This is a genomic window from uncultured Clostridium sp., from assembly GCF_947036855.1.
Classification (GTDB): Bacteria; Bacillota; Clostridia; order Clostridiales; family Clostridiaceae; genus Sarcina.
The window spans coordinates 1-22,570 of record NZ_CAMQRY010000010.1 but is presented as its reverse complement, the minus strand read 5'-3'; the positions used below and the strand labels follow the sequence as shown (position 1 = coordinate 22,570).

Below are 22,570 nucleotides of genomic sequence, written 5' to 3'. Positions count from 1 at the left end.
AAAATATAATATAACTACTTTAATATACTAGTCACATCTATTTAAATATTCCTATTAATCTCATAATATTATTTTTAGCAATTTTTATGCCAACAAGCATAAACACTTGTATATACAACATTCTTTACTTTACTATACAACTTTTCATTATTTGTATACCCCATCTGTATATCTATTATTTTTTTTATTTTCTCTTTATTCATCTATTTACTATACATATTTCCAGTATTTATAAAATATTAATAATTTAAACGACTTTAGTTTAAATTTTATTAAAAATATATTAAAGTGTTTAATTCTAAAATTCAACTTTTATACACACTTACTTTAGATTTTAAACACATTTTTTATTTACTATCTTATTATAGACATTTTTTACTATATTTAACATAGTAAAAGAAATTGAGATACCTAGAAATTTTATTAATGTAAAAGGAGTGATTTAATGAAGCGTTATACTAATAAAGAACTTATTTTGAATTACATAGAGGATAACTCTAATCCACAAGTAAATAATCCAAATTTACCTATTGGATGTGAAACTAATGATATTGCAGAAAAACTTAACATAAAAAGAGCTAACGTTAGTAAAATATTAAATGAATTATATTCTGAAGGAAAGGTTCTAAAAATCAAAGGAAAACCTGTACTTTATAAAATAAATCCTAATACTACAAAACATAAACCTTCTTTTATCATAAATATAGATAACATAATAGGTGGTAATAAAAGTTTAAAAAATTGTGTACAACAAGCAAAAGCTGCTATGCTTTATCCTCCTCATGGTCTTAATACTCTTTTACTTGGAGAAACTGGTGTTGGAAAAACAATGTTTGCAGAACTTATGCATAGATTTGCTATAGAAAGTAGTATCTATGCTCCTGAAGCTCCTTTTATATCATTTAACTGTGCTGATTATGCAAATAACCCTCAACTTCTTTTAGCTAGATTATTTGGATGTAAAAAAGGTGCATATACAGGTGCAGATAAAGACCAAATAGGGTTTGTTGAAAGAGCAAATAAAGGTATTTTATTCCTTGATGAAGTTCATAGACTTCCACCTGAGGGTCAAGAAATGTTATTCTACCTTATGGATAAAGGAGAATTCACACCACTTGGTGAAAGTGAAATCGTTAAAAAAAGTGAAGTTTTAGTAATTTGTGCAACAACAGAAAATGCTAATGCTACACTTCTTCAAACTTTTAGACGAAGAATGCCAATGAATATTACACTTCCATCACTAAGAGATAGAACATATACTGAGCGTTTAGATCTTATATGTGAATTTCTTCGAATAGAATCAACTAGAATTGGAAAAGAAATAATAGTTTCACCAAACAGCCTTAGATGCTTACTATTATATAATTGTGATGCTAATATCGGTCAACTTAAAAGTGATATACAACTCGGCTGTGCTAATGCATTTTTAAAATGTATTTCAAAAGGTGAAAAATTTATAAAACTTACAAATACAGATTTTGCACCACATGTAAAACAAGGTCTTATACTATATAAAAATCATATGGATGAAATTGATAAAATTGTTCAACTTGATAAACAAATTTCTTTTAAATCTAATGGTTCGGAAGAAGTTTTAGAAGTTATTAAAGGTGATTTGCCTGATAATTTTTATGAAACTATTGCTGGAAAAATTGAAGATTATAAAAAAAAGGGGATAGATGAAGATGATATAAATATAGTTCTTAGTAATGAAATTAATAGTTACTTTAAAAGACTTGTTTCAAATTTTGATAAAGATATTAATAAAGAAGAAATTGCTAAACTGGTTTCTCCAAATATTGTAGAACTTGTTGAGGTATTTATAAAATCAGCAGTAACTAACCTTGGTAGAGTTTTTCCAAGTAAAACTTTTTATGGTTTGTGCCTTCATATTGATTCAACAATAAAAAGAATAAATTCTGGTAAAGATATTATAAATCCTACTCTGCAATCAATAATGCAAGAACATAGAGAAGAGTATGCTTTATCTTTAACTTTTGCTAGTAAAATAGAACGAGAATTTGCAATTAAACTTCCACTTGATGAAGTTGGCTTTATAGCTTTATTTTTAACACTTGGAAAAAACCCATCACTTGATGAGATAAGTCATCCTATAGTAGTAGTTGCAATGCATGGACAATCAACTGCAACTTCTATGGTTGATGTTGCAAAAAAATTAATCAATGCTCATAATATATACTCTTACAATATGAGTCTTGAAACAAGTGCAACAACTGCCTATCAAGAGCTTAAAGATTTAATAATTGAAAATCATAGAGGTGCTGGTGTTTTACTTCTTGTAGATATGGGTTCTCTTAAAATGTTTGCATCACTTATAGAGGAAGAAACTCGAATTCCTATAAAAGTTATTGAAATGTCTTCTACTCTTACAGTTCTTGAATGTGCAAGGAAATCTATAATTGATAAAGATATGGAGAATATTTGGTATTCAGTTCAAGAAAGCCATATTAATTATTTAGATGCTAATATCAATACATTAAAAGATAATTTTAAAGTTAAAGAGGAAAATATTATAGTAACTACTTGTTCAACTGGTGAAGGTAGTGCTGTAATACTCAAGGAAATGCTACTTAAAAAAATAGATACTAAAAAACATAAGATTCAAATAATACCACTTAATATAGATAATGTTCAACAATTTTATTCAACAGTAAACTCACTTGGTAATAAACAAAATATCATAGCTATAGTTGGAACTTTTAATCCCGAAATATTTGGTGTACCTTTTATTTCAATATCTGAAGTATTTAAAGATACTAATTTAACTGGGCTAAAAAATATTATAAATGATAAATGTATAGATGCCTTTACAACAATGATTAATGCACAAAAAGAAAAAATTAATCATCTGCTTGATGAAAATATCTATGAAAGCTTTATACTTGATTTATTCGAACTAATATCTGATACCTTAAAAGTCGATATTAATGAAAATACTGCTATAGGTTTAATCCTTCATTTAACATGTGCTCTTGAAAGATTGCATGTTAGTGCAGATTCTTCTCTTAGTTGCGGAGTTAAAGAACTTATTTTAGATTCATTTAAAACAGAATATGAAATATTAGAAAATTTCTTTAATTCATATGAGAAACAACTGAAAATTAAATTTACAGTTGATGAAATATGTTTTGTTCTGCGAACTATAAAAGAACTTTAAATTTTATACTAATTTTATTACAGCCAAAAACAAATTTGTTTTTGGCTTATTTTTTTGTGTATATTCTAAAATTTAAGCCCTTTCTGTAAAATATATTATAAATATACCTCACACCCCTCTCTTTTCCTTACTTTAACCCTATATATACATCTGTATACCTTTATTATTTATCTGTATATTTTTCATGCAGATTAAAATGAAAACATTATCTTTTATAGTATACATTAGAAAACAATATATTATAGAGTCTACTGAAATAGCCATTCTTAAATTTTGGCACGCCTCTTGCTATATAAATAAGTGTAAAACAAAACAACTTAAATCATAAGTTTAAAGCAACTGAGGTGATCAATATGAAAATATTATTTATATGTTGTGCTGGGATGTCTTCAAGTCTTGTAGTTAAAAAATTAGAAGATTATATAGATACTCTTAAATCATCAAATACTACAAATTTAAATTTAACTATCGAAGCAATTCCACTAGATAAATTTAGAAATGTAAAAGATGATTATGACATCATATTACTTGCTCCTCAAATTGCCTACAAACTGAAAGAGTTTAAAAAGCTTATTTCCGATAAGAATAAAAGTATTCCAGTTTCAATTATTAAAGGTTTAGACTATGGTCTTTTAAGAGTTGATAACATTTTATCTTCTGCTCTACTTCTAATAAAAGAAAGTAAGGAATTAAATTCTAAAGTCTTTTAAATTTATTATGATTAAAGGTAATTTAAAATGGGAAGGGGTTTTTATAATGAAAAAGATATTATTAATATGTTCAGCTGGTATGTCAACATCATTACTAGTAACAAAAATGCAGAAAGCTGCTACAGAAAGAGGTTTAGACTTCGATATAGCTGCTACAGGGTCAGGAACTTACAAAGATTTAGCTAAAAATGCTGATGTTCTACTTTTAGGACCACAAGTAAGATTTATGCTTAAAGAAGTAACTTCTGCTGTTCCAGGTAAACCAATAGAAATTATCGATATGAGAGCTTATGGAAAAATTGATGGTGGTGCTGTTTTAGACCAAGCTATCAGATTAATGAACTAATTAGCTGATTACTGCAAATAATCACATTTAAACAGTTAAAAATAAAATTTATATATATGTTTATTTTTAAAATTTAATATTTAGGGGGAATTATTAATGAACAAACTTAGTAACTTTTTAGAAAAGTTCCTTATGCCTGTTGCTGCTTTCATTGGTGGACAAAAACACCTTGGAGCAATGAGAGATGGTTTTATCGCTACTCTTGTTATAAACATGACAGGTGCTATGGCAGTACTTTTCAACAACCTTATATTCACAAATACTTCACTTATTGGTAGAGAACTTAATAAAAATGCTGGATATGCTGAATCAGTTCAACCAGTGTTAAATGAATACTTCGTACCAGTAATGGGTAGAATTTGGTGGGCTACACTAGCTATTATTTCTATATTATTAGTTATAACAATATCATATAGCCTTGCTAAATCATACGAAGTCGATGGAATAAGTGCTGCTTTAGTAGCTACTTCATCATACTTTGCTTTATTACCAGAAGGTATGGACGTTACTGGTGGCGCATCTGGAATCTTATTCAAAGCTGCTAAAGGTAAAGAAGCCATAGCTGCTACATTAGTAGACTCTACAAATGCAGCTATTCAAGCAGCTGCTTCAAATCCAGATCTTGTTGCTGAAGCTACTATAGGTAATGCATGGGGACAGATTACGGTTGGAAGCTTTGGTTCTAATGCAATGTTCTCAGCTATAATTGTTGGTTTAATCGCTGCTCAATTATTTGTAATAATAACAAAAGCAGGTTGGACATTCAAAATGCCTGAGCAAGTACCTCCAGCTGTATCAAAAGCTTTCTCAGCTATTATACCTGGATTTATCACTATTGCTTTATTCAGTACAGTTGGATTCATCTTTACTAATATTGTAAAAACACCATTTAATGATGTTATATTTGAATTCATTCAAAAGCCACTTGTAGCGTTTGGACAATCTCCAATCTCTTACATGGTACTTGTAATGATAGCTCAATTATTATGGTTCTTTGGACTTCACGGTTCTAACATTATCGATCCAGTTATGAACACAATGTACAAGCCACCATTATTAGAAAATATTGAAGTATATGCTGCTGGTGGAGATCCAGTACACACATTAACAAGAAACTTCTTAGATGTTTATGCTATGCACGGTGGTTCAGGAGCTACTCTTGCATTACTAATCGCTATCTTCTTCTTCTCTAAGAAACAAGAAGAAAGAGAATTATTCAAGATTGCTATCGCTCCAGGATTATTCCAAATCAATGAGCCAGTTATCTTCGGATTACCTATGGTATTAAACGCTAAAATGTTCCTACCATTCGTATTCTTACCACCTGTATGTATAGGAATAGCTTACTTCTTCACAGAAATAGGTTTTGCTGCTAAGATTGCGGTTGAAACTCCTTGGGTTACTCCACCAATTCTTGGTGCATTTATGGCTACAGGATTTGACTGGAAAGCTGCAGTAGTTGCTGCTGGAACATTCGCACTTTCAATCGCAGTATATATCCCATTCATTATAGCTGGTAACAAAGACGAAGCTTAATAAATAGGAATTACTAAAATAAGAATTTAGATTGTTTTTAAATATAAGATGGTACAGGGCATTCGCTCTGTACCATTTTTTTACTACTTAGACTTTCTCTTGTCTTATTTTTTTCTTTCTTATATTTATTATTCATTGTTTATATATATTTTTATAGTATAATTATGTTAATTATTAACTTAGAGGTGATTTAAAATGAAAAATGCATTTAAAAACTCAGCAGAAGTTAACTACTCTGCTAAAGAGATATTCAAAATATTTAAAAAAATGATTAAACAAGATTTCCCAAGATTTGATGAAAAGAATCCACTAGGGACTGATACAAATAAAAAGATTGGTCATCATTCAACTAAGTCTGCTGAGGCTAATGTTGAAATTACAGACTATATTGAAAATGAAGTTTATGAGATTACTACTGTTACTCTTAAAACTCAAATAACTTTTGTTTCAAGATATACACTTACTGTCATTGATGAGAACACTACTCTATTTACACTTGAGCAGTCTCAAAATGCACCTGGTTTCTTTATGAATGTAAATCATATTGTTCAGTCTATCTTCTATAAAGGTAGAATTAAAAAGAGATTTGACTTCCTTTTACAAGGACTTGATAATGAAATCGCTGAAATGCGTGAAAGACAGGCTCCTAAAAAGAAAAAAGTTGAAGAAACTATTGATTTAAATAAATCTTCTGAGGAAGATTCTATTAAAGAAAAAGAAAATATTACTGAGTAATACTACTCACAGTTATTATAATAATTTAAAATACTAAAAGCGAAAAATATTTCTTAATTGAAATATTTTTCGCTTTTTTATTAGATTTGTTACTTTTTTAATGTATAATATATTTTCTACGGCAATTTATCTATTAATGATATTTGCTAGTTAGATAGTAAATTATACATACTTGAATAATTTTTCATATCATATTTATATAATTAAAAATTTATTGTTAGTTTTAGTTGACAGTATACTTTTTTTATATTATTATTAAATTAATTGATATTGAGAATTATTTTCAATAACAAAGAACTGACGAAATAAAGTTGATGAACACACACATTCATTAATCTTGATGTACACATATAATTATATCCCTAAAATATAATTAAAAATCAAATTTCTTAAACTAAAAAATAACAAGAAAAAAGCAAGGTACACTACCCTTGCTTTTTTTGCATATCTTCAAATAAATTATCTGATATTACATTTCTTGTTATATCATATTTTAAAACTTCTCCTTCATAAAAATATGCTGCATAATCTGCTATCCTTTTTGCTTGGCTCATATTATGAGTTACTATTAGCACAGTATACTCTTTTTTAAGTTCTACAATTAGCTTTTCTATGATTTCTGTTGATATTGGATCAAGTGCTGATGTAGGCTCGTCCATAAGTAATATATCTGGTTCTGTTGATATTGCTCTTGCTATGCAAAGTCTTTGTTGCTGACCTCCTGATAGGCTTAATGCTGATGTATCAAGCCTCATTCTTACTTCTTCATATAAACCAACTTTAATTAATGACTTTCTTACAATCTCATCAATTATTCTCTTTTCTCTTATACCATGTATCTTTAATCCAAATGCAATATTTTCATATATAGTCATAGGGAATGGATTTGGTTTTTGAAATACCATTCCTATATACTTTCTAAGCTCTAGTACATCAAAATTTATTATATTTTTATTGTTATACTCTATCTCACCTTCTATTTTTACACCTTCTATAACGTCATTCATTCTATTTAAGCATCTTATAAATGTTGATTTTCCACATCCTGATGGTCCAACAAGTGCTGTTACTGTGTTTTTTTCAAAGTTTAATGCAACTTCTTTTAATGCTTTATTTTCCCCATAGTATAAAGATAAATCTTTTACACTTAATATATTTCCCATAAAAATTCCTCCTATCCAAATATTCCTGCTATATAGTCCTTTGTTTCTCTTTTTTTTGCTGATTTAAATATTTTTTCTGTTTCATCAAACTCTACAAGCTCTCCATTCAGGAAAAATCCTGTATAATCTGATATTCTATATGCTTGTCCCATATCATGGGTTACTATAACTACTGTATAATCTTTTTTAAGTTTCAATATTAATTCTTCTATTTTTTTTGTTGCTACTGGGTCAAGTGCTGATGTTGGTTCATCCATAAGGATTACTTTAGGTGTTGCTGCAATTGCCCTTGCTATACAAAGTCTTTGTTGCTGTCCACCTGATAAATCAAATGCTGAGCTTCTAAGTAGTCCTTTAACTTCATTTGCAAGCCCTACTTCCTCTAAACTTGTTTCTACAAGCTTATCTAAATATGCTTTATCCTTTAATCCAAACCTTTTTGGTGCATATATTATATTTTCATATATAGATTTTGGAAATGGATTTGGTTTTTGAAACACCATTCCTATATCTTTTCTAATTAAAGTTGTATCTTTAAGCTCTAAAATTTCATTACCCTCAAAGTTGATACTTCCCTTATACCTTACATTATCTATTAAATCATTCATTCTATTTATACATCTTAAAAATGTTGATTTTCCACATCCTGATGGTCCTATAAGTGCTATAACTTTATTTTTCTCAATATCCATATTTACATTTATAAGAGCCTTTTTATTTCCATAGTAAAAATTCAAATCTTTTATACTTATAACTTTTTCCATAATTCCTCCTATTAGAACCCTGCTTTTTTCTGATATTTATTTCTAAGTATTATCGCTATTGCATTCATTCCAAGTAATATTACAAGTAACACTATTATCCCTGATGCTGCTAGTTCTTGAAATTGCGCTTGTGGTCTTGATGTCCAGTTATATATTTGAAGCGGAAGTGTTGTGTATGATGAAAATAATCCATCAGGTAAAAATGTTACATAACTAGCTGCACCAACCATTATAAGTGGTGATGATTCTCCTATCCCTCTTGATATTGCAAGAATTACCCCTGTAAGGATTCCTGGCATTGCAAATGGTAATACAACCCCTGTTATACTTTGCCACTTGCTAACTCCTAGTGCATATGAACCTTCCCTAAGTGTCATTGGTACTTGTTTTAAAGCTTCTTGTGTTGTAATTATTACTGTTGGCAATATTAATATTCCCATTGTAAGTCCTGCTGTAAGAATTCCTCTTCCAAGACTTAATATTTCTACAAAGAAAGCTAGTCCAACTATTCCATAAACTATTGCTGGAACTCCTGCAAGATTTGATATATTAAGTTCTATAAAATCTTTAAGCTTCCCTTTTTTCATATATTCCTCTAAATATATTGCACTTCCTATTCCTACTGGGAATGCAATAATTATTGTTACAAATATCACACTAAAACTACCAACTATTGCTGGAAATATCCCTGCCTTTGTTGCTATTCTTGATGCTGAATTTTGAAGGAAATCTAAACTTAAATATTTAATCCCATCTTTAAGTATTGATCCTATTAATATAAATAACATTATTATTCCAAATATTGCACAAGAGAAGAATATTCCCTTGCAAATTTTATCTACTTTTTTTCTTCTTTGTGTATTATTTTTTGAATATTTTCTAAATAGACTTTTTTCTTTTAAATCTTTAAAATCACTTATTCTTCCCATTAATATACCTTACCTTTCTTCACTATTCTTTTAGCAATAATATTTAATATAAATGTTAGTAAAAATAATACTGCTCCAACTGCAAATATTGTTTTATATTCTATTGAACCAAAACTTATATCTCCCATTGCTACTGATACCATATACCCAGTCATTGTTTGTATTGACTCTAATGGATTAAGTGTCATCTGAGGCTTTGCCCCTGCTGCAATGGCAACTATCATTGTTTCTCCTATTGCTCTTGATATAGCTAAAATAAATGATGATATTATTCCGGATAATGATGCAGGTATTACTATTTTTCTTATAACTTCAAATTTTGTAGCTCCCATTGCATATGCTCCATTTTTAACAATGCTTGGCACACTACTCATTGCATCTTCACTAAGTGATGAAACAAGTGGAATTATCATTATTCCAACAGCTATACTTGCACTTAAAACATTAAATATCTCTATATCCTCTATAAATATCTTTAGAAAAGGTGTAAGTACTGTTAATGCAAAATATCCATAGACTATTGATGGTATTCCTGCTAAAATTTCTAAAACTGGTTTAACTATATTTTTAACTTTTTTTGATGCATACTCACTTAAATATATTGCCGCTGCAAGTCCTATCGGAAGTGCTACAACACTTGCTATTAAAGCAATTAATACTGTTCCGTTTATAAGTGGTAAAATTCCAAAGTGTTGTGGTTTCATAAGTGGCGACCAAGTTGTCCCTGTTAGAAATTCTGATAAACTGACTTCTTTAAAGAAACCTACGCTTTCTACTATTAAACTAAGTATTATTAGTCCTGTTATTCCTATGCTTATAAATGCAAATACTCTTAATATATTTTCTATAATTTTCTCTAAGCTCTTATTCATTAAATCTACTCTCCATTTCATATAAAATTCTTTTACTACCACTTATATATTTAGTTTATTAAACCAATGTTAAACTACTAACGCCTAATGTTAAGCTAATGTTATTTTTATTTTTTTATTTCTTAACACAGATTATTGGAATATTGATATTTACAAGGCTTATATGGTGTGTTAAACTATTGTTGTCCATTGTGGACTTTTACTAAGTTATGTTAAATAATATTAGTAAAATACCTAGTACATTATTACGTACTTTATACGTTATATTGTTCTAACTTAAATCTATACAAAAAAGACCAGTAAGGATAACTGTCCCTTACTGGTCTTTTAAGTTAGCCCCCAAATCTTGATTTACTTGGGTTCACTTACTATAGTGAATCCTTGAATTGGAGTGTCTTATAAAATTATATTATTTTGCTATTTTTGCAAGCTCTTCTTCATATCCTTCTGTTGTTAATGGAATATATCCTACTTCTGGAACTATTGCTTCTGCATTTGTTAAGTAGAAATCTACAAAACTTTTAACTTCTTCTCTTTCAAGACTTCCATTATTTAAGTAGATGTATATTTCTCTTGAAAGTGGTGCATAACTACCATCTTTTATATTATCAAAAGTTGGCTCTACCTCACCTTTTCCTGCATCTATTTTTACTGCTTTAAGTTTATCACTATTTTCTGTGTAATATGAATATCCAAAGAATCCTATTGCATTTTTATCTCCTGCAACTCCTTGAACAAGTACATTATCATCTTCACTTGGATTTACATCAGTTCTCATTGCTTTAGCTTCACCAACTATTTCTTCTGTGAAAAATTCAAATGTTCCTGAATCCGGTCCTGGTGTATAGAACTTTATTTCTTCTTTTGGCCATTCACTTCTTAAATCATTCCAAGTTTTTATTTTACTATCTGGCTCCCACAATTTCTTAAGCTCATCTACTGTTAAGCTATCAACAAAATCATTTTCTTTACTTACAGCCACAGTAACCCCATCATATGCTACTGTTAAACTTGTATAATCAACACCATTTTCACCTGCTGTTTTACTTTCTTCATCCTTTATTCCTCTTGATGCATCTTGAATATCTGTATCTCCTACAATAAATCTTTTAAATCCTCCACCAGTTCCTGAAACTCCTACTGGAATTTTTACATCTTTATTTTCTATGTTAAACTCTTCTGCCATTGCTTCTGTAATTGGTGCAACTGTTGAAGAACCATCAACCTTTATCTCACCTGAAAGAGTTTTAGTTTCTCCACCTGTTCCTGCTGCTCCTTCTGTATCACTACTTCCTCCACATCCTACAAATGCTCCTGCTACACCTATTATAGCTACTGCTACTGCTAAAAGTTTTAAACTTCTCATCTTCATTTTAATATCCCCCTCAGAATTTGTTTTACCTTATGATATTATAATAATCAACTTAGTTTAACTTTAAATTAGCTTTAGGTTAAGTATTTTACATTTTCTGTTAAGTAATCTTAACATTTGAATTTATATCTATATTTATTTTTATATACAAGATAAAGAGCATATACATATGTATACACTCAATATCACTAAAATTATTTTTTATTTGATTTTATCTCTTTTTGAATTTGCTTTAAAGCTTTTTTTGAACCTCTACCTATGTCATGGTCTAATTTTCTTTCTTTATAACTTACAAATATAGATTCCATATCATAATCCTTTGGATATAATTCCTTAGCACTAAGTATTATCTCTACTCTAGCTTTATTAATTTCTTTAAATTCACCTTCATAAAATACTACGATATTATTAAACTCATTTTCAGGTTTATATATAATTCCAAAGCCTTTATAATCTAAAAGATTTACTCTATCCCCTACTGCAAATCTTACATTTAATTTTTCTTCTTCTTTTAGTAACGTTTCTTCACTTATTTTTTTTACAACTTTACTTTCTCTAATCAACTCATAACTATAATCCTTATTATCAATATAGCTCTTAGCTCTACTAAGAAGCTTTTCACTTATTCCCATCTTTTTAGAAATCCAAAGTGCGTTACTATGTCCTGACTTTCCAATAAGTAATTTATATAATGGTGAAAGTGTTTCTTTTTCAAATAGCATTGCTGCATTTTCAAAATCACTATGATTTTCTGAAAATCTTTTTATTTCGCCATAGTGAGTAGTTGCAACAGTTATAGCTCCTTTTTTATAAAACTCTTCTAAAATAGCTATGGCAATTCCTGCTCCTTCATTAGGCTCTGTCCCTGAACCTATTTCATCACAAAGTATTAATGTTTTATTATCAGTATTATTTACAATATCAGATAAGTTCTTCATATGAGATGAAAATGTACTAAGAGAATTTTCTATACTTTGATTATCTCCAATATCAACAAATACATTTTTAAATATAGCAATCTCTGATTCTTTACTTGCCGCTATATGGAATCCACTTTGAACTGCAAGTGTTAAAATACCAACTGTTTTTAAAACTATTGTTTTCCCTCCAGCATTAGGCCCTGTAATAATCATACTTCTATAATCATTTCCTATATTAAAGTTTAATGGAACTATATTACCTTCAAGCAACGGATGTTTACCTCTAATTATATTAGTATATCCATAATTATTAATCTTAGGTTTTACTCCACCTATACTCTTACTATATTTAGCTTTTGCAAATATCATATCAAACTGTGCAACTGCCTCTATATTTAATTTAATTTCTTTTATTTTTTCATATACAATATTATTAAGCTCTGCAAGTATTCTAAACTCTTCTATTGATTCTTCTATCTTTAAAGTATTAAACTCACCCATGTACTTTTCTATAACTTTTGGCTCTATAAAAACAGTTGAACCTTTTGATGAAACTTCTATAATAGTTCCATCTACTTGATTTTTATAAGATGCTTTTATAGGAATTGTAAATCTTCCATTTCTTAAACTAACAAAAAACTCCTGTATATATTCTTTATTACCTGCGCTGCTTAAAAACTTTTTAAGTCTTTCCTGTATTTTTTCCTCGCATATATCTATATGTTTTCTTATCTTTCTAAGCTCTTTACTAGCATTATCTGAAACCTTAACTCCTGATATAGCTCTTTCAATCTCATCTTCAATATCTGAAAGTTCTGATACTGATAAGCTATAACTATGAAGCATAGGTGCATAATCCTCTTTATCCTTCATAACATTTTTAAGCTTTTTACACCCTCTTAAAAAATTACTTATATCAACAAGTTCCCTTGCATCTGCTGTTATACCTTTTTCAATACTTATAATTATTTCTCTAATATTTGATACTCCATACAATGGAATATGCCCTAAAATATCTAAAATTGAAACTCCCTCTGATGTTTCACTAAGCTTTCTCTCTATAACTTTTAAGTTATCTGATGGTTTTATATTATCTATAATCTCCTTACCAAGTCCACTAGAGCAATATGATTTTATTATTTCTTTTAAATTCTCGTATTGTAGCTTTTCAAATGTGTTATTATTCATTTTAATTTCCCCTTCACTTTTAACTTATTTTTCCCCTATGAAGATATCTAATCTTAAATTTAGATATTATTTTTTCAAATAAAAAAAGCCGTAGATACTTCTACAGCTGAAATTACAATATTAATTCAAACACACCCAACTAAATATAAAAACTACTATAATCTTTAAAGTAGTTTTATCTACTAATTATATTAATAGATATTTATATAAACTAAATGATTCAATCACATATATAATTAATGCTAAATAAGTTTTGTATCTCCATAGAAATTTAAATAACTGCACAGCAAATAAAAGGTATTATTACCTCTAATTTTTACAATTATCTATTTATTAAATTTTCTATTTTAATACTACCCCGCTCATAAAGCACCTCTTCTTCTTATATTTAATTTATTTTATGCACTCAATATAACATATTTAAATTCACACTACAATATTTATGAACTTAAATTTATTTCTTTAACAAAAAAGCTACTTTTATATTAATCCATCTTATAAAACTTTATAAATTAAATTTATTTCCAAAATAAAAAAGCAACGCCTAAGCATTGCTTTTCTAAAATAATATCTATTACTTTACTTGTCTTTGTAATTTTTTTATAGGCAGTATCATTAAAACTATAATACTCAATACTCCAACAACACCTGATGATGAAAGATTATATATTATTGAATAATACCATAAGTTCATATGTGGTGGTGCATACATTCCATAGAAATATACCCCTGAAATTATAACGGCTGCTAAATTTAAAACTACTGCAAGTATTGACCCTGCCAAAATTTTAATTTTATTATCTCGCCCAAATACCCCAGCAAGTCCAAGTACAACACTTGAAAGTATATAATCCATTAAAGCTTCTGCTATACCAATTATATGTCCACCCATTATAAGAGTTAAAACTCCGTATATAAGTCCACATGTAATCCCTTCAACAGTTCCATATAAAACTCCTATTAAGAGAATTGGAAGCATTGGTAAAAGATTTATACTTCCACCTTGTGGAAATGGTACAAACTTTATAAATGATAGTACAAATGCAATTGCACTAAATAAACCTATAACAATCATTTTTTTAAGTGATGGCTTTTTCTTACTAAAAAATATACCATAGGCAATTAAAAAAACGATTGATACTACATAGACAAGAACATTAACTATTCCTATCTGACCTGAAATTTGTTCATATGGTGTCATAAAAATATCCCCTTTTATTATTTATTTTGCTTAGTAAAATAAAAAAACAATATTTCTACATAGAAATATTGTTATATACTCATTAAGCATTATATAGGTTTCCCTAAGTAACGTCTTAAAATAAATAGCTTTCCTACGATGGTCTTAACCAACAGGTTCAAGGGTTAATTCAATTCTGAATTTGAATTTCTCAGCAAGAGCACCCCTAGCAAGGTATTCAATTTTAATTATTATCTAATAGTAATTGTAATATACAAATTTACTATTGTCAATTTTTTCTTGTATATTATAGGTATATTTATTCAGATAAGAATTTATAACCTACACCTCTTATAGTTTGTATAAACATAGGATTCTTATCATCTTTTTCTATCTTCTGTCTTAAATGTCTAATATGAACATCAACTGTTCTTGTTTCTCCAATATACTCATAACCCCAAATTCTATCTAAAAGAACTTCTCTTGTTATAATAGACCCTTTATTTTTTATAAGTATTTTTAATATTTCAAACTCTTTTAAAGTTAAATCAACTGTATGTCCACTTTTTCTAACTTCTCTTGTTTGAAGATTAACTGTCATATCACCAAAATTAAATATATTGCTTTCTTGTCTTGCTCCTGAATTTCTTCTAAGCTGTGCTTTCACTCTTGCGACAAGTTCTCTAACTGAAAATGGCTTTGTCATATAATCATCTGCACCTATTTCAAGTCCAACAATCTTATCAATTTCTTCACTTTTAGCAGTAAGCATTATTATAGGTGTATCACATATTACACTGTCTTTTCTAATTTCTTTACATACTTCAAAACCATCCATAACAGGTAACATTAAATCTAAGATTATTAAATCAACCTGTCTTTCTTTTGCAAGTTCAACAGCTTCTTTTCCATCCGCTGCTTGAATTGTTTTAAATCCATTACTTTCTAAATTGTATTTGATAAGCTCCCTTATATGCATTTCATCATCTACTATTAATATTCTCTTATCCAACATAGCTAATCCCCACCAATTAATTTATATTTAAATTAAATATATTCAATTTAACAAGTACATTATAACAATCTGACCTATATCAATCAATAAAAATAATACTAGGACATACTTATTTAAAATATGTCCTAGTATTCATATATTTTATTTTTTTATCTTTCTATCTGTATAACTTGTGTGAAGATATTCTTCTGCTTTTTCCCCACCTGGCTGTCCCATAAATTCAGAATACATTTTTATAAGCCCTGCATTTTGATGTGACTTTCTTTTAGGTAACATCTGAGAATCCTGATTATAAAGAACTGATGCTCTTATAGCTCTTATGTCAAGCTGATCTCTATCTCTTGCCTTAACATGAGGTTGTCCACCACCATTAACACATCCACCACTACAAGACATTACTTCTATAAAGTGGTATCCCTCATTAATTTTACCTGACTCAACAAATTTAAAGAATGATGATGCTCCATTTACTACTGCTATCTTATAATTATTTCCACCAATTTCGATGGTAGCTTCTTTAATATCATCAAGCCCTCTTACAGCCATATAATCCACATTTTCTAAATCTTTTTGCTCAACAAAGTCTTTAGCAGTTCTAAGCGCTGCTTCCATTACTCCACCAGTTGCTCCAAAAATAGCTCCTGCTCCTGTATACTCTCCCATAGCAGGGTCTGCAATTCCATCTTCAAGATTTACAAAATCTATTTTTTCAGATTTTATTAAAGTAGCAAGTTCTCTAGTTGTTAAAACTGCATCAATATCACGCAGTCCATTTACCTGCATCTCTTCTCTTGAAGCTTCATATTTTTTAGATATACAAGGCATAATTGTAACTGTGAAAACATCTTTTGCCTCAACACCAGCTATTGTTGGATAATAACTTTTACTTGCTGCACCAAACTCTTGTTGTGGTGATTTTGCACTTGATAAATTTTTTATATATTCTGGATGATGACGTTCTATAAGTCTAACCCAACTTGGGCAACATGAAGTCATCATTGGGAATGGTCCATTATTTTTAATTCTCTTAAGAAGTTCTGTTGTTTCTTCCATAATAGTCATATCTGCCCCAAAGTTTATATCAAATACTTTATCAAATCCAAGTTTTCTGAATGATGAATAAAGCTTACCAGTTGTATCTACTCCATACCCAAGTCCAAATAATTCTCCCATAGAAGTTCTAACTGCTGGTGCCATTGCTACAATAACATGTTTACTTTCATCTGCAAGTGCTTCCTTAACTCTCTCTGTATGAGATTTTTCTTGAAGACATCCTACAGGACAAGCTATTAAACATTGTCCACAAAGTAAACACCCTGTATCATCAAATTTAACACCATCTATTGAAGATATTATTTTTTCTCCATCTTCATTTTTTCTAAATTTTATAGATTCAGTTGTAGTTCTAACTTTACAAGCTTGAACACATCTATTACAAGCTACACATCTTGCTCTATCAATTACTAAAGACTCACTTCTATCATCAATATATGACTCTCTATCCTCTGGTTTAAATGGTGTTTTAGCTTTAACTCTATGCTTAATTACTAACTTTAAAAGTTCGCAATTAACCTTTCTCACACATTTACCACATTTAAAATCATGATGGTCAAGTATTCCTGATAAAATTTCACTTCTTTTAGCCACAACTTTTTCACTTTCTGTTTCTATAACCATTCCATCTTTTGCTGGCATAGCACATGATCTTGGCAAAATTTTAACTCCTTCTACCTCAACAACACACACTCCACATCTACCTTTATTTCCAATATCTTTTAAAGCACAAAGTGTACTAATTTCTATATCATTTTCTCTAGCTACCTCAAGTATTGTTTTCTTCCCTTCAAACTCAAACTCTTGTCCATTAATTTTTAACTTTTGCATAACTTATGTCTCCCTTATTAGTATTATGTTATTTAAGAAGTTTAAGTTTAACCTACCTAAACTTCCTAAATTAACTCTTTATTACCAGTCTAAAGTATAGTATTAGTTGCTCTATCTAAAATCCCTGTTAAAAATGCTATTACTATTCCATAATTAGTTATTGGAATATTTTTTTCTTTGCACAGATTAACTCTATTCATAACAGTTTTCCTATTTACCATGCATGCACCACAATGAATTACTAAGTCATATTTTTCTATATTATTTTTAAAATCATTTCCCATTGTAAAAGTAAAACTCAGCTTTCCACCAACAAATTTTTCAAGCATCTTCGGTATCTTAACTTTTCCAATGTCCTCATGTGATACATTATGTGTGCAACTCTCTGCTATAAGCACATTACTTCCAACTTTTAAATTACGTATTGAATTTACACCATCAATAAAAGTTTCTATCTCACCCTTTTGTCTTGCAAAAAGTATAGAGAAGCTAGTAAGTTTTATATCACTTGGTACAATCTTTGAAACTTTCTTAAAAGCCTGTGAATCTGTTACTACTAAATCAACTTTTTTAACATCATTTAATGCTTCTTCAAGCTCTGTATCACGAACCACATAACTCTTTATTCCATTATCAAGACAATCTCTAATAAGCTGTACCTGTGGAAGTATAAGTCTTCCTTTTGGAGCTTCTGAATCTATTGGTACAACCAGTATAACTGTTGAACCATATGGTAACAAATCACCTATAAGACTTCTATCAGGCTCATTTTCACTATCTTCACCTAAAACAAATTTAATTTTTTCAATTAATATTTCAATTCCATCACCTGTTTTAGTTGATATTAAAATACAACTTTTAAGTTCTTTTTCAAGACTAACCTTTTCCTCATCACTAAGTAAATCAATTTTATTTGCTACTACAAACATTTTAATATTATATTTTTTCACTTCTTTTTTCCACTTAGTAAATGATTCTATATCTATATCTGTTCCATCCATTACATAGATAGCTAAATCAGCACTTTTTAATACATCTAATGTTTTTTCTTTTCTTTTATAACCAATTTCAGTTTCATCATTAAATCCAGCAGTATCAATTAAAAGAACTGCCCCAAGGTCTAAAATTTCCATAGCCTTTTTTACAGGGTCTGTTGTTGTTCCTTTTATATCAGATACTATTGAAACATTCTGATTTGTTATTGCATTTATAAGTGATGATTTTCCTGAATTAACATTTCCAAATATAGCTATATGCTTTCTATTACCATTTGTTGTATTATTCAAACTTATACCCTCCAAAAAATCTTATAAGAATAAATCTCTTTGACCATTTTTTAATTTTTCAATATTCTTCTCAACTATTCTTTTAGTTTTTTCATTTTTTATTTCAGAAGTAACTTTAAGAGCTGTTTTCATAGCTTTCTCTTTAAATTCTGCGTCCCCATAATCTAAAGCATATTCAACTAAAGTTGTTATTGCATTAGGCTCACAGACATTCTGAATTTCTCCTGTTTTTGCAAGTTCCATAAATCTATCTCCAGTTCTTCCTGTTCTATAACAAGCTGTGCAATAACTAGGGATATATCCATCATCTAAAAGTTCCTTTATAACTTCAAGTGGACTTCTCTCATCTGAAGTCTCAAATTGCTTATCATCTTTTCCTGTTTCTTCTCTCTCTTTATATCCACCAACACCTGTACTTGAACCAGCAGATACTTGTGAAATACCATATCTCAAAACTTCTTTTCTCATAGCAGGACTTTCTCTTGTTGATAAAATTAGTCCAACATATGGAACTGCAATTCTAAGAACTGCTACAACTCTTTTAAACATCTCATCAGTTAAAAGATTTGGATAGTTATCCATTGATACTCCACTAGCTTTTCTAAGTCTTGGAACAGAAATTGTATGGAATCCTACTCCATAAGTTTCTTCAAGATAATTATTGTGCATCATAAGACCAAGCACTTCAAATCTATAGTCAGCAAGCCCAAATAATGCACCACCACCAACATCTTCAATACCAGCTTTCATAGCTCTATCAAAAGAAGTTAAATGATATTCATAATTTCCTTTTAGACATTTAGGATGCATTTTCTCATAAGCTTCTACATCATAAGTTTCTTGGAATAAAATATATGTTCCAATTCCCTTATCCAATAATTTCTTATAATTTTCCCGTGTTGTTGCTGCAATATTTACATTAACTCTTCTTATAGCACCATTAGCATTCTGAGTACTATAAATTGTATCAAGACATTCTAATACGTAATCAATAGGAGCATTTACAGGGTCTTCACCAAGTTCTAATGCAAGTCTTTTATGTCCCATTTTTTCAAGTATTCTAACTTCTTGTGCCACTTCTTCCTGAGTAAGCTTTCTTCTAGTAAACTTATTACACTTTTTATATCCACAATAAACACATTTATTCACGCAATAATCACTAACATATAAAGGTGCAAACATAACTATTCTTTTACCATATATGCTTCTTTTAAGCTCGCCTGCAAGCTTATACATTTCTTTTACAACTTCATCATTATTTGTTGCAAGTAGTATAGCTGCATCATTATAGCTTAATCTCTCGCCTTTTTTAACTCTATCTAAAACTTTTCTTGCTTCTATATCACTAGGATTTTTTGTTTCTTCTAAAATTTCTTTTATAAGTTCTTGTTTTATAAACATATTAAACATCCTTTCTCACAAACATAATATTTTCACTTTTAGTTTTCTTTAGATTTTCTACTGGCATATTTAACTTATCTGCCCACTTAACATTATCACCTCTGTTAACTTCAACATCATAGCCAAACTTCTTCATTCTTCTTTCAATACACATTCTACATTCAGCAGCTTCATCACCAGTACAAATCTTTCCATCATACAATGCATATTTCTCTCTAACACTAGTTGGTGATAAATTGGGCATAACTACATTACCACCAGCTTTTATTCCTTTTTCTCTACCTGTTGGATCAATAGTACCAAGAGCTGTTGTAGCTGGAAGTAATACTTCTGGTAAAAGAAGTCTAACTATTGAAAGCATTAAAATAGTTTTTTCTAAAGTTCCACCCTCTTCATCCCCAAGAGGCGTATCCTTTTGAGGAATAAATGGTCCTATACCACACATAGCTGGCTCAAACTCTTTAACAAACATTAAATCATTCACAAGGTCCATATCAGTTTGATTTGGAAGTCCAACCATAAACCCTGCTCCTGCCTGAAAACCTATCTTTTTTAAATTATAAAGACACTCTCTTCTACTCTCAATTGAAACACCAGGGTGCAAACCATCATATAAACTTTTAGTAGCAGTTTCATGTCTTAATAAATATCTATCAGCGCCTGCATCATACATTTTTTTATAAGACTCATAACTTCTCTCCCCAAGTGATAATGTAATAGCATTCTTTGGATACCTATTTTTTATCCCTTTAATAATATCTACCATTCTTTCATCAGTAAAATATGGATCTTCTCCACCTTGTAGTACATAGGTTTTATAACCTAGCCTATCCCCTATATCTGCACATTCCATAATTTCTTCAAAAGTTAATCTATATCTCTCTGCATTTTTATTGCTCTTTCTAATTCCACAATATAAACAATCCATCTTGCAGTAATTCGTAAATTCTATAAGTCCTCTCATATAAACTTTATTATCATAAAATTTTCTTCGAGTCTCATCAGCTTTGCTTATTAAATACTCCATATTTTCATTATCTATACTTGAAACAAGCATATAAAGTTCATCTTTTGATAAATTATTTTCCTTATGCAATTTATCTATAATTCCTCTTATCTTTAATTTCATAAAACCTCACTATATTATTGATATTTTTAAAACTTACCCTATTATAAACATTAACATTTTTTTATTTAAATATAAACTCTTTATGCTTCTCCGATAGTAGCTACTAATTTGTAAAACCATCTAATTTCTTTGCATATTATTATAAAATAGTATTTATAATAACTATCTACTAATAAATATTATACCATTTCTATTTTTTAATTAGAATATACTAAACTTACCTATCTATGGTAAATATCGTCTACCTAGTTAATATGCCATAGTATAATAGGAAGTTTTTTTCAAATACTAATTTCCCCTCATAATATCTTAATATTTTTATCTTCAAATATTAAGATATTATGATTTCATTTTTTGAAATATCGCCTAAATATATTATATTTCCTAAATAAAAAACTAGACTAAAATTACCAATTAGCTGGCTAGTTTAGGCTAGTTTTCTATCTTTTAAATTACTACTTTATATGTACTTACATTCTTAATTACTTTTCTCAATATCAATACTTACAGTTACATTATTACTTTGATTTACCGCATCTATTATTGCTTTTTTTTGATTCTTTTTTTCTATCTTATGAAATGTATAAAATCCTAATAATATCCCTGTTACTATCAATACCAAAACAGCAGCTATATTTCTTGTTTTCATAGATATTCCTCTTTTGTATATTATAAGTATTGTATAATTCTAACTTTTTTTTCTTAGTTACATGTAACTTTTTGATTAAAAAAGCTTAAAAATAGAGTATCATATTACCTAATATATGATAAAAAAGAAGTTAGCATTTCTGCTAACTTCTTTATAATTTCTTATTTTTTAACTTCATCTTTTAATTTGTATAGACCTTCATCTTGTGAATCTTTTCCAACAAATCTATTAGCTTGTAATCCGTATAATAACCATCCTAGGAATGTTATTATTCCACCACCAAGCATTGCTTCTGGACCTGATGCATAACATG

The 22,570-nt window shown here is 28.9% G+C and carries 19 protein-coding genes and 1 riboswitch; of the genes, 5 read left to right on the top strand and 14 right to left on the bottom strand.

What is annotated here, in order from left to right; all coding sequences use genetic code 11:
• Positions 1 to 74: 74 nt before the first annotated feature.
• The gene (locus Q0V15_RS02685; protein ID WP_297435739.1) at positions 75 to 203 is read right to left on the bottom strand and encodes a hypothetical protein; all 129 of its coding nucleotides are present in this window, start codon (positions 201 to 203) and stop codon (positions 75 to 77) included.
• A 242-nt stretch (positions 204 to 445) separates the two neighbouring features.
• On the opposite strand from Q0V15_RS02685, the gene Q0V15_RS02680 reads away from it, so the two are divergent.
• The 5 genes from Q0V15_RS02680 to Q0V15_RS02660 all read left to right on the top strand — a co-directional run bounded on the left by Q0V15_RS02680 (position 446) and on the right by Q0V15_RS02660 (position 6,505).
• Positions 446 to 3,178, top strand: coding sequence for a sigma 54-interacting transcriptional regulator (locus Q0V15_RS02680; RefSeq protein WP_297435737.1), 2,733 nt, complete (start codon positions 446 to 448; stop codon positions 3,176 to 3,178).
• A gap of 353 nt (positions 3,179 to 3,531) precedes the next feature.
• Positions 3,532 to 3,888: a PTS sugar transporter subunit IIB gene (locus Q0V15_RS02675; protein WP_297435734.1), complete on the top strand. Its 357-nt coding sequence runs from the start codon at positions 3,532 to 3,534 to the stop codon at positions 3,886 to 3,888.
• Between the two features lie 46 nt (positions 3,889 to 3,934).
• A complete protein-coding gene (locus Q0V15_RS02670) occupies positions 3,935 to 4,234 on the top strand; it encodes a PTS sugar transporter subunit IIB (protein ID WP_297435732.1) in 300 nt (99 codons plus the stop codon).
• 96 nt (positions 4,235 to 4,330) lie between these two features.
• Complete coding sequence (locus Q0V15_RS02665; RefSeq protein WP_297435730.1) at positions 4,331 to 5,770, top strand: PTS sugar transporter subunit IIC; 1,440 nt, start codon at positions 4,331 to 4,333, stop codon at positions 5,768 to 5,770.
• A 195-nt stretch (positions 5,771 to 5,965) separates the two neighbouring features.
• Complete coding sequence (locus Q0V15_RS02660; protein WP_297435728.1) at positions 5,966 to 6,505, top strand: DUF3284 domain-containing protein; 540 nt, start codon at positions 5,966 to 5,968, stop codon at positions 6,503 to 6,505.
• A gap of 425 nt (positions 6,506 to 6,930) precedes the next feature.
• Here Q0V15_RS02660 and pstB (Q0V15_RS02655) read toward each other — a convergent pair whose 3' ends face one another.
• From pstB (Q0V15_RS02655) to Q0V15_RS02595, 13 genes are all read right to left on the bottom strand, one after another.
• Positions 6,931 to 7,668 carry a phosphate ABC transporter ATP-binding protein PstB gene (gene pstB, locus Q0V15_RS02655; protein WP_297435726.1) on the bottom strand — a complete coding sequence of 246 codons (738 nt, stop codon included), beginning with the start codon at positions 7,666 to 7,668 and terminating at the stop codon, positions 6,931 to 6,933.
• Between the two features lie 11 nt (positions 7,669 to 7,679).
• Complete coding sequence (pstB, locus tag Q0V15_RS02650) at positions 7,680 to 8,432, bottom strand: phosphate ABC transporter ATP-binding protein PstB (protein ID WP_297435725.1); 753 nt, start codon at positions 8,430 to 8,432, stop codon at positions 7,680 to 7,682.
• 11 nt (positions 8,433 to 8,443) lie between these two features.
• Positions 8,444 to 9,361 carry a phosphate ABC transporter permease PstA gene (gene pstA / locus Q0V15_RS02645; RefSeq protein ID WP_297435723.1) on the bottom strand — a complete coding sequence of 306 codons (918 nt, stop codon included), beginning with the start codon at positions 9,359 to 9,361 and terminating at the stop codon, positions 8,444 to 8,446.
• Complete coding sequence (gene pstC / locus Q0V15_RS02640) at positions 9,361 to 10,233, bottom strand: phosphate ABC transporter permease subunit PstC (RefSeq protein WP_297435721.1); 873 nt, start codon at positions 10,231 to 10,233, stop codon at positions 9,361 to 9,363. Before pstC ends, pstA begins: the two co-directional genes overlap by 1 nt.
• A 409-nt stretch (positions 10,234 to 10,642) precedes the next feature.
• Complete coding sequence (locus Q0V15_RS02635; RefSeq protein ID WP_297435719.1) at positions 10,643 to 11,605, bottom strand: PstS family phosphate ABC transporter substrate-binding protein; 963 nt, start codon at positions 11,603 to 11,605, stop codon at positions 10,643 to 10,645.
• Positions 11,606 to 11,799: 194 nt separating this feature from the next.
• The gene (locus Q0V15_RS02630) at positions 11,800 to 13,713 is read right to left on the bottom strand and encodes an endonuclease MutS2 (RefSeq protein ID WP_297435717.1); all 1,914 of its coding nucleotides are present in this window, start codon (positions 13,711 to 13,713) and stop codon (positions 11,800 to 11,802) included.
• A gap of 574 nt (positions 13,714 to 14,287) precedes the next feature.
• Positions 14,288 to 14,914 (bottom strand): energy-coupled thiamine transporter ThiT, encoded by a 627-nt coding sequence (gene thiT, locus Q0V15_RS02625; RefSeq protein ID WP_297435715.1) that lies wholly within the window; start codon positions 14,912 to 14,914, stop codon positions 14,288 to 14,290.
• Between the two features lie 113 nt (positions 14,915 to 15,027).
• A riboswitch (TPP riboswitch) is annotated at positions 15,028 to 15,131 on the bottom strand.
• Positions 15,132 to 15,212: 81 nt separating this feature from the next.
• Positions 15,213 to 15,908 carry a response regulator transcription factor gene (locus tag Q0V15_RS02620; RefSeq protein ID WP_297435713.1) on the bottom strand — a complete coding sequence of 232 codons (696 nt, stop codon included), beginning with the start codon at positions 15,906 to 15,908 and terminating at the stop codon, positions 15,213 to 15,215.
• 141 nt (positions 15,909 to 16,049) lie between these two features.
• Positions 16,050 to 17,792 carry a ferredoxin hydrogenase gene (locus Q0V15_RS02615; RefSeq protein ID WP_297435711.1) on the bottom strand — a complete coding sequence of 581 codons (1,743 nt, stop codon included), beginning with the start codon at positions 17,790 to 17,792 and terminating at the stop codon, positions 16,050 to 16,052.
• An 89-nt stretch (positions 17,793 to 17,881) separates the two neighbouring features.
• On the bottom strand, positions 17,882 to 19,078 hold the full coding sequence (gene hydF, locus Q0V15_RS02610) for a [FeFe] hydrogenase H-cluster maturation GTPase HydF (protein WP_297435709.1): 1,197 nt from the start codon (positions 19,076 to 19,078) through the stop codon (positions 17,882 to 17,884).
• A gap of 21 nt (positions 19,079 to 19,099) precedes the next feature.
• A complete protein-coding gene (gene hydG, locus Q0V15_RS02605) occupies positions 19,100 to 20,479 on the bottom strand; it encodes a [FeFe] hydrogenase H-cluster radical SAM maturase HydG (RefSeq protein WP_297435707.1) in 1,380 nt (459 codons plus the stop codon).
• A gap of 1 nt (position 20,480) precedes the next feature.
• Positions 20,481 to 21,608, bottom strand: coding sequence for a [FeFe] hydrogenase H-cluster radical SAM maturase HydE (gene hydE, locus Q0V15_RS02600; RefSeq protein WP_297435705.1), 1,128 nt, complete (start codon positions 21,606 to 21,608; stop codon positions 20,481 to 20,483).
• Positions 21,609 to 22,086: 478 nt separating this feature from the next.
• Entirely contained in the window at positions 22,087 to 22,257 is a 171-nt protein-coding gene (locus Q0V15_RS02595) for a hypothetical protein (RefSeq protein ID WP_297435703.1), read from the bottom strand.
• Positions 22,258 to 22,570 lie beyond the last annotated feature (313 nt).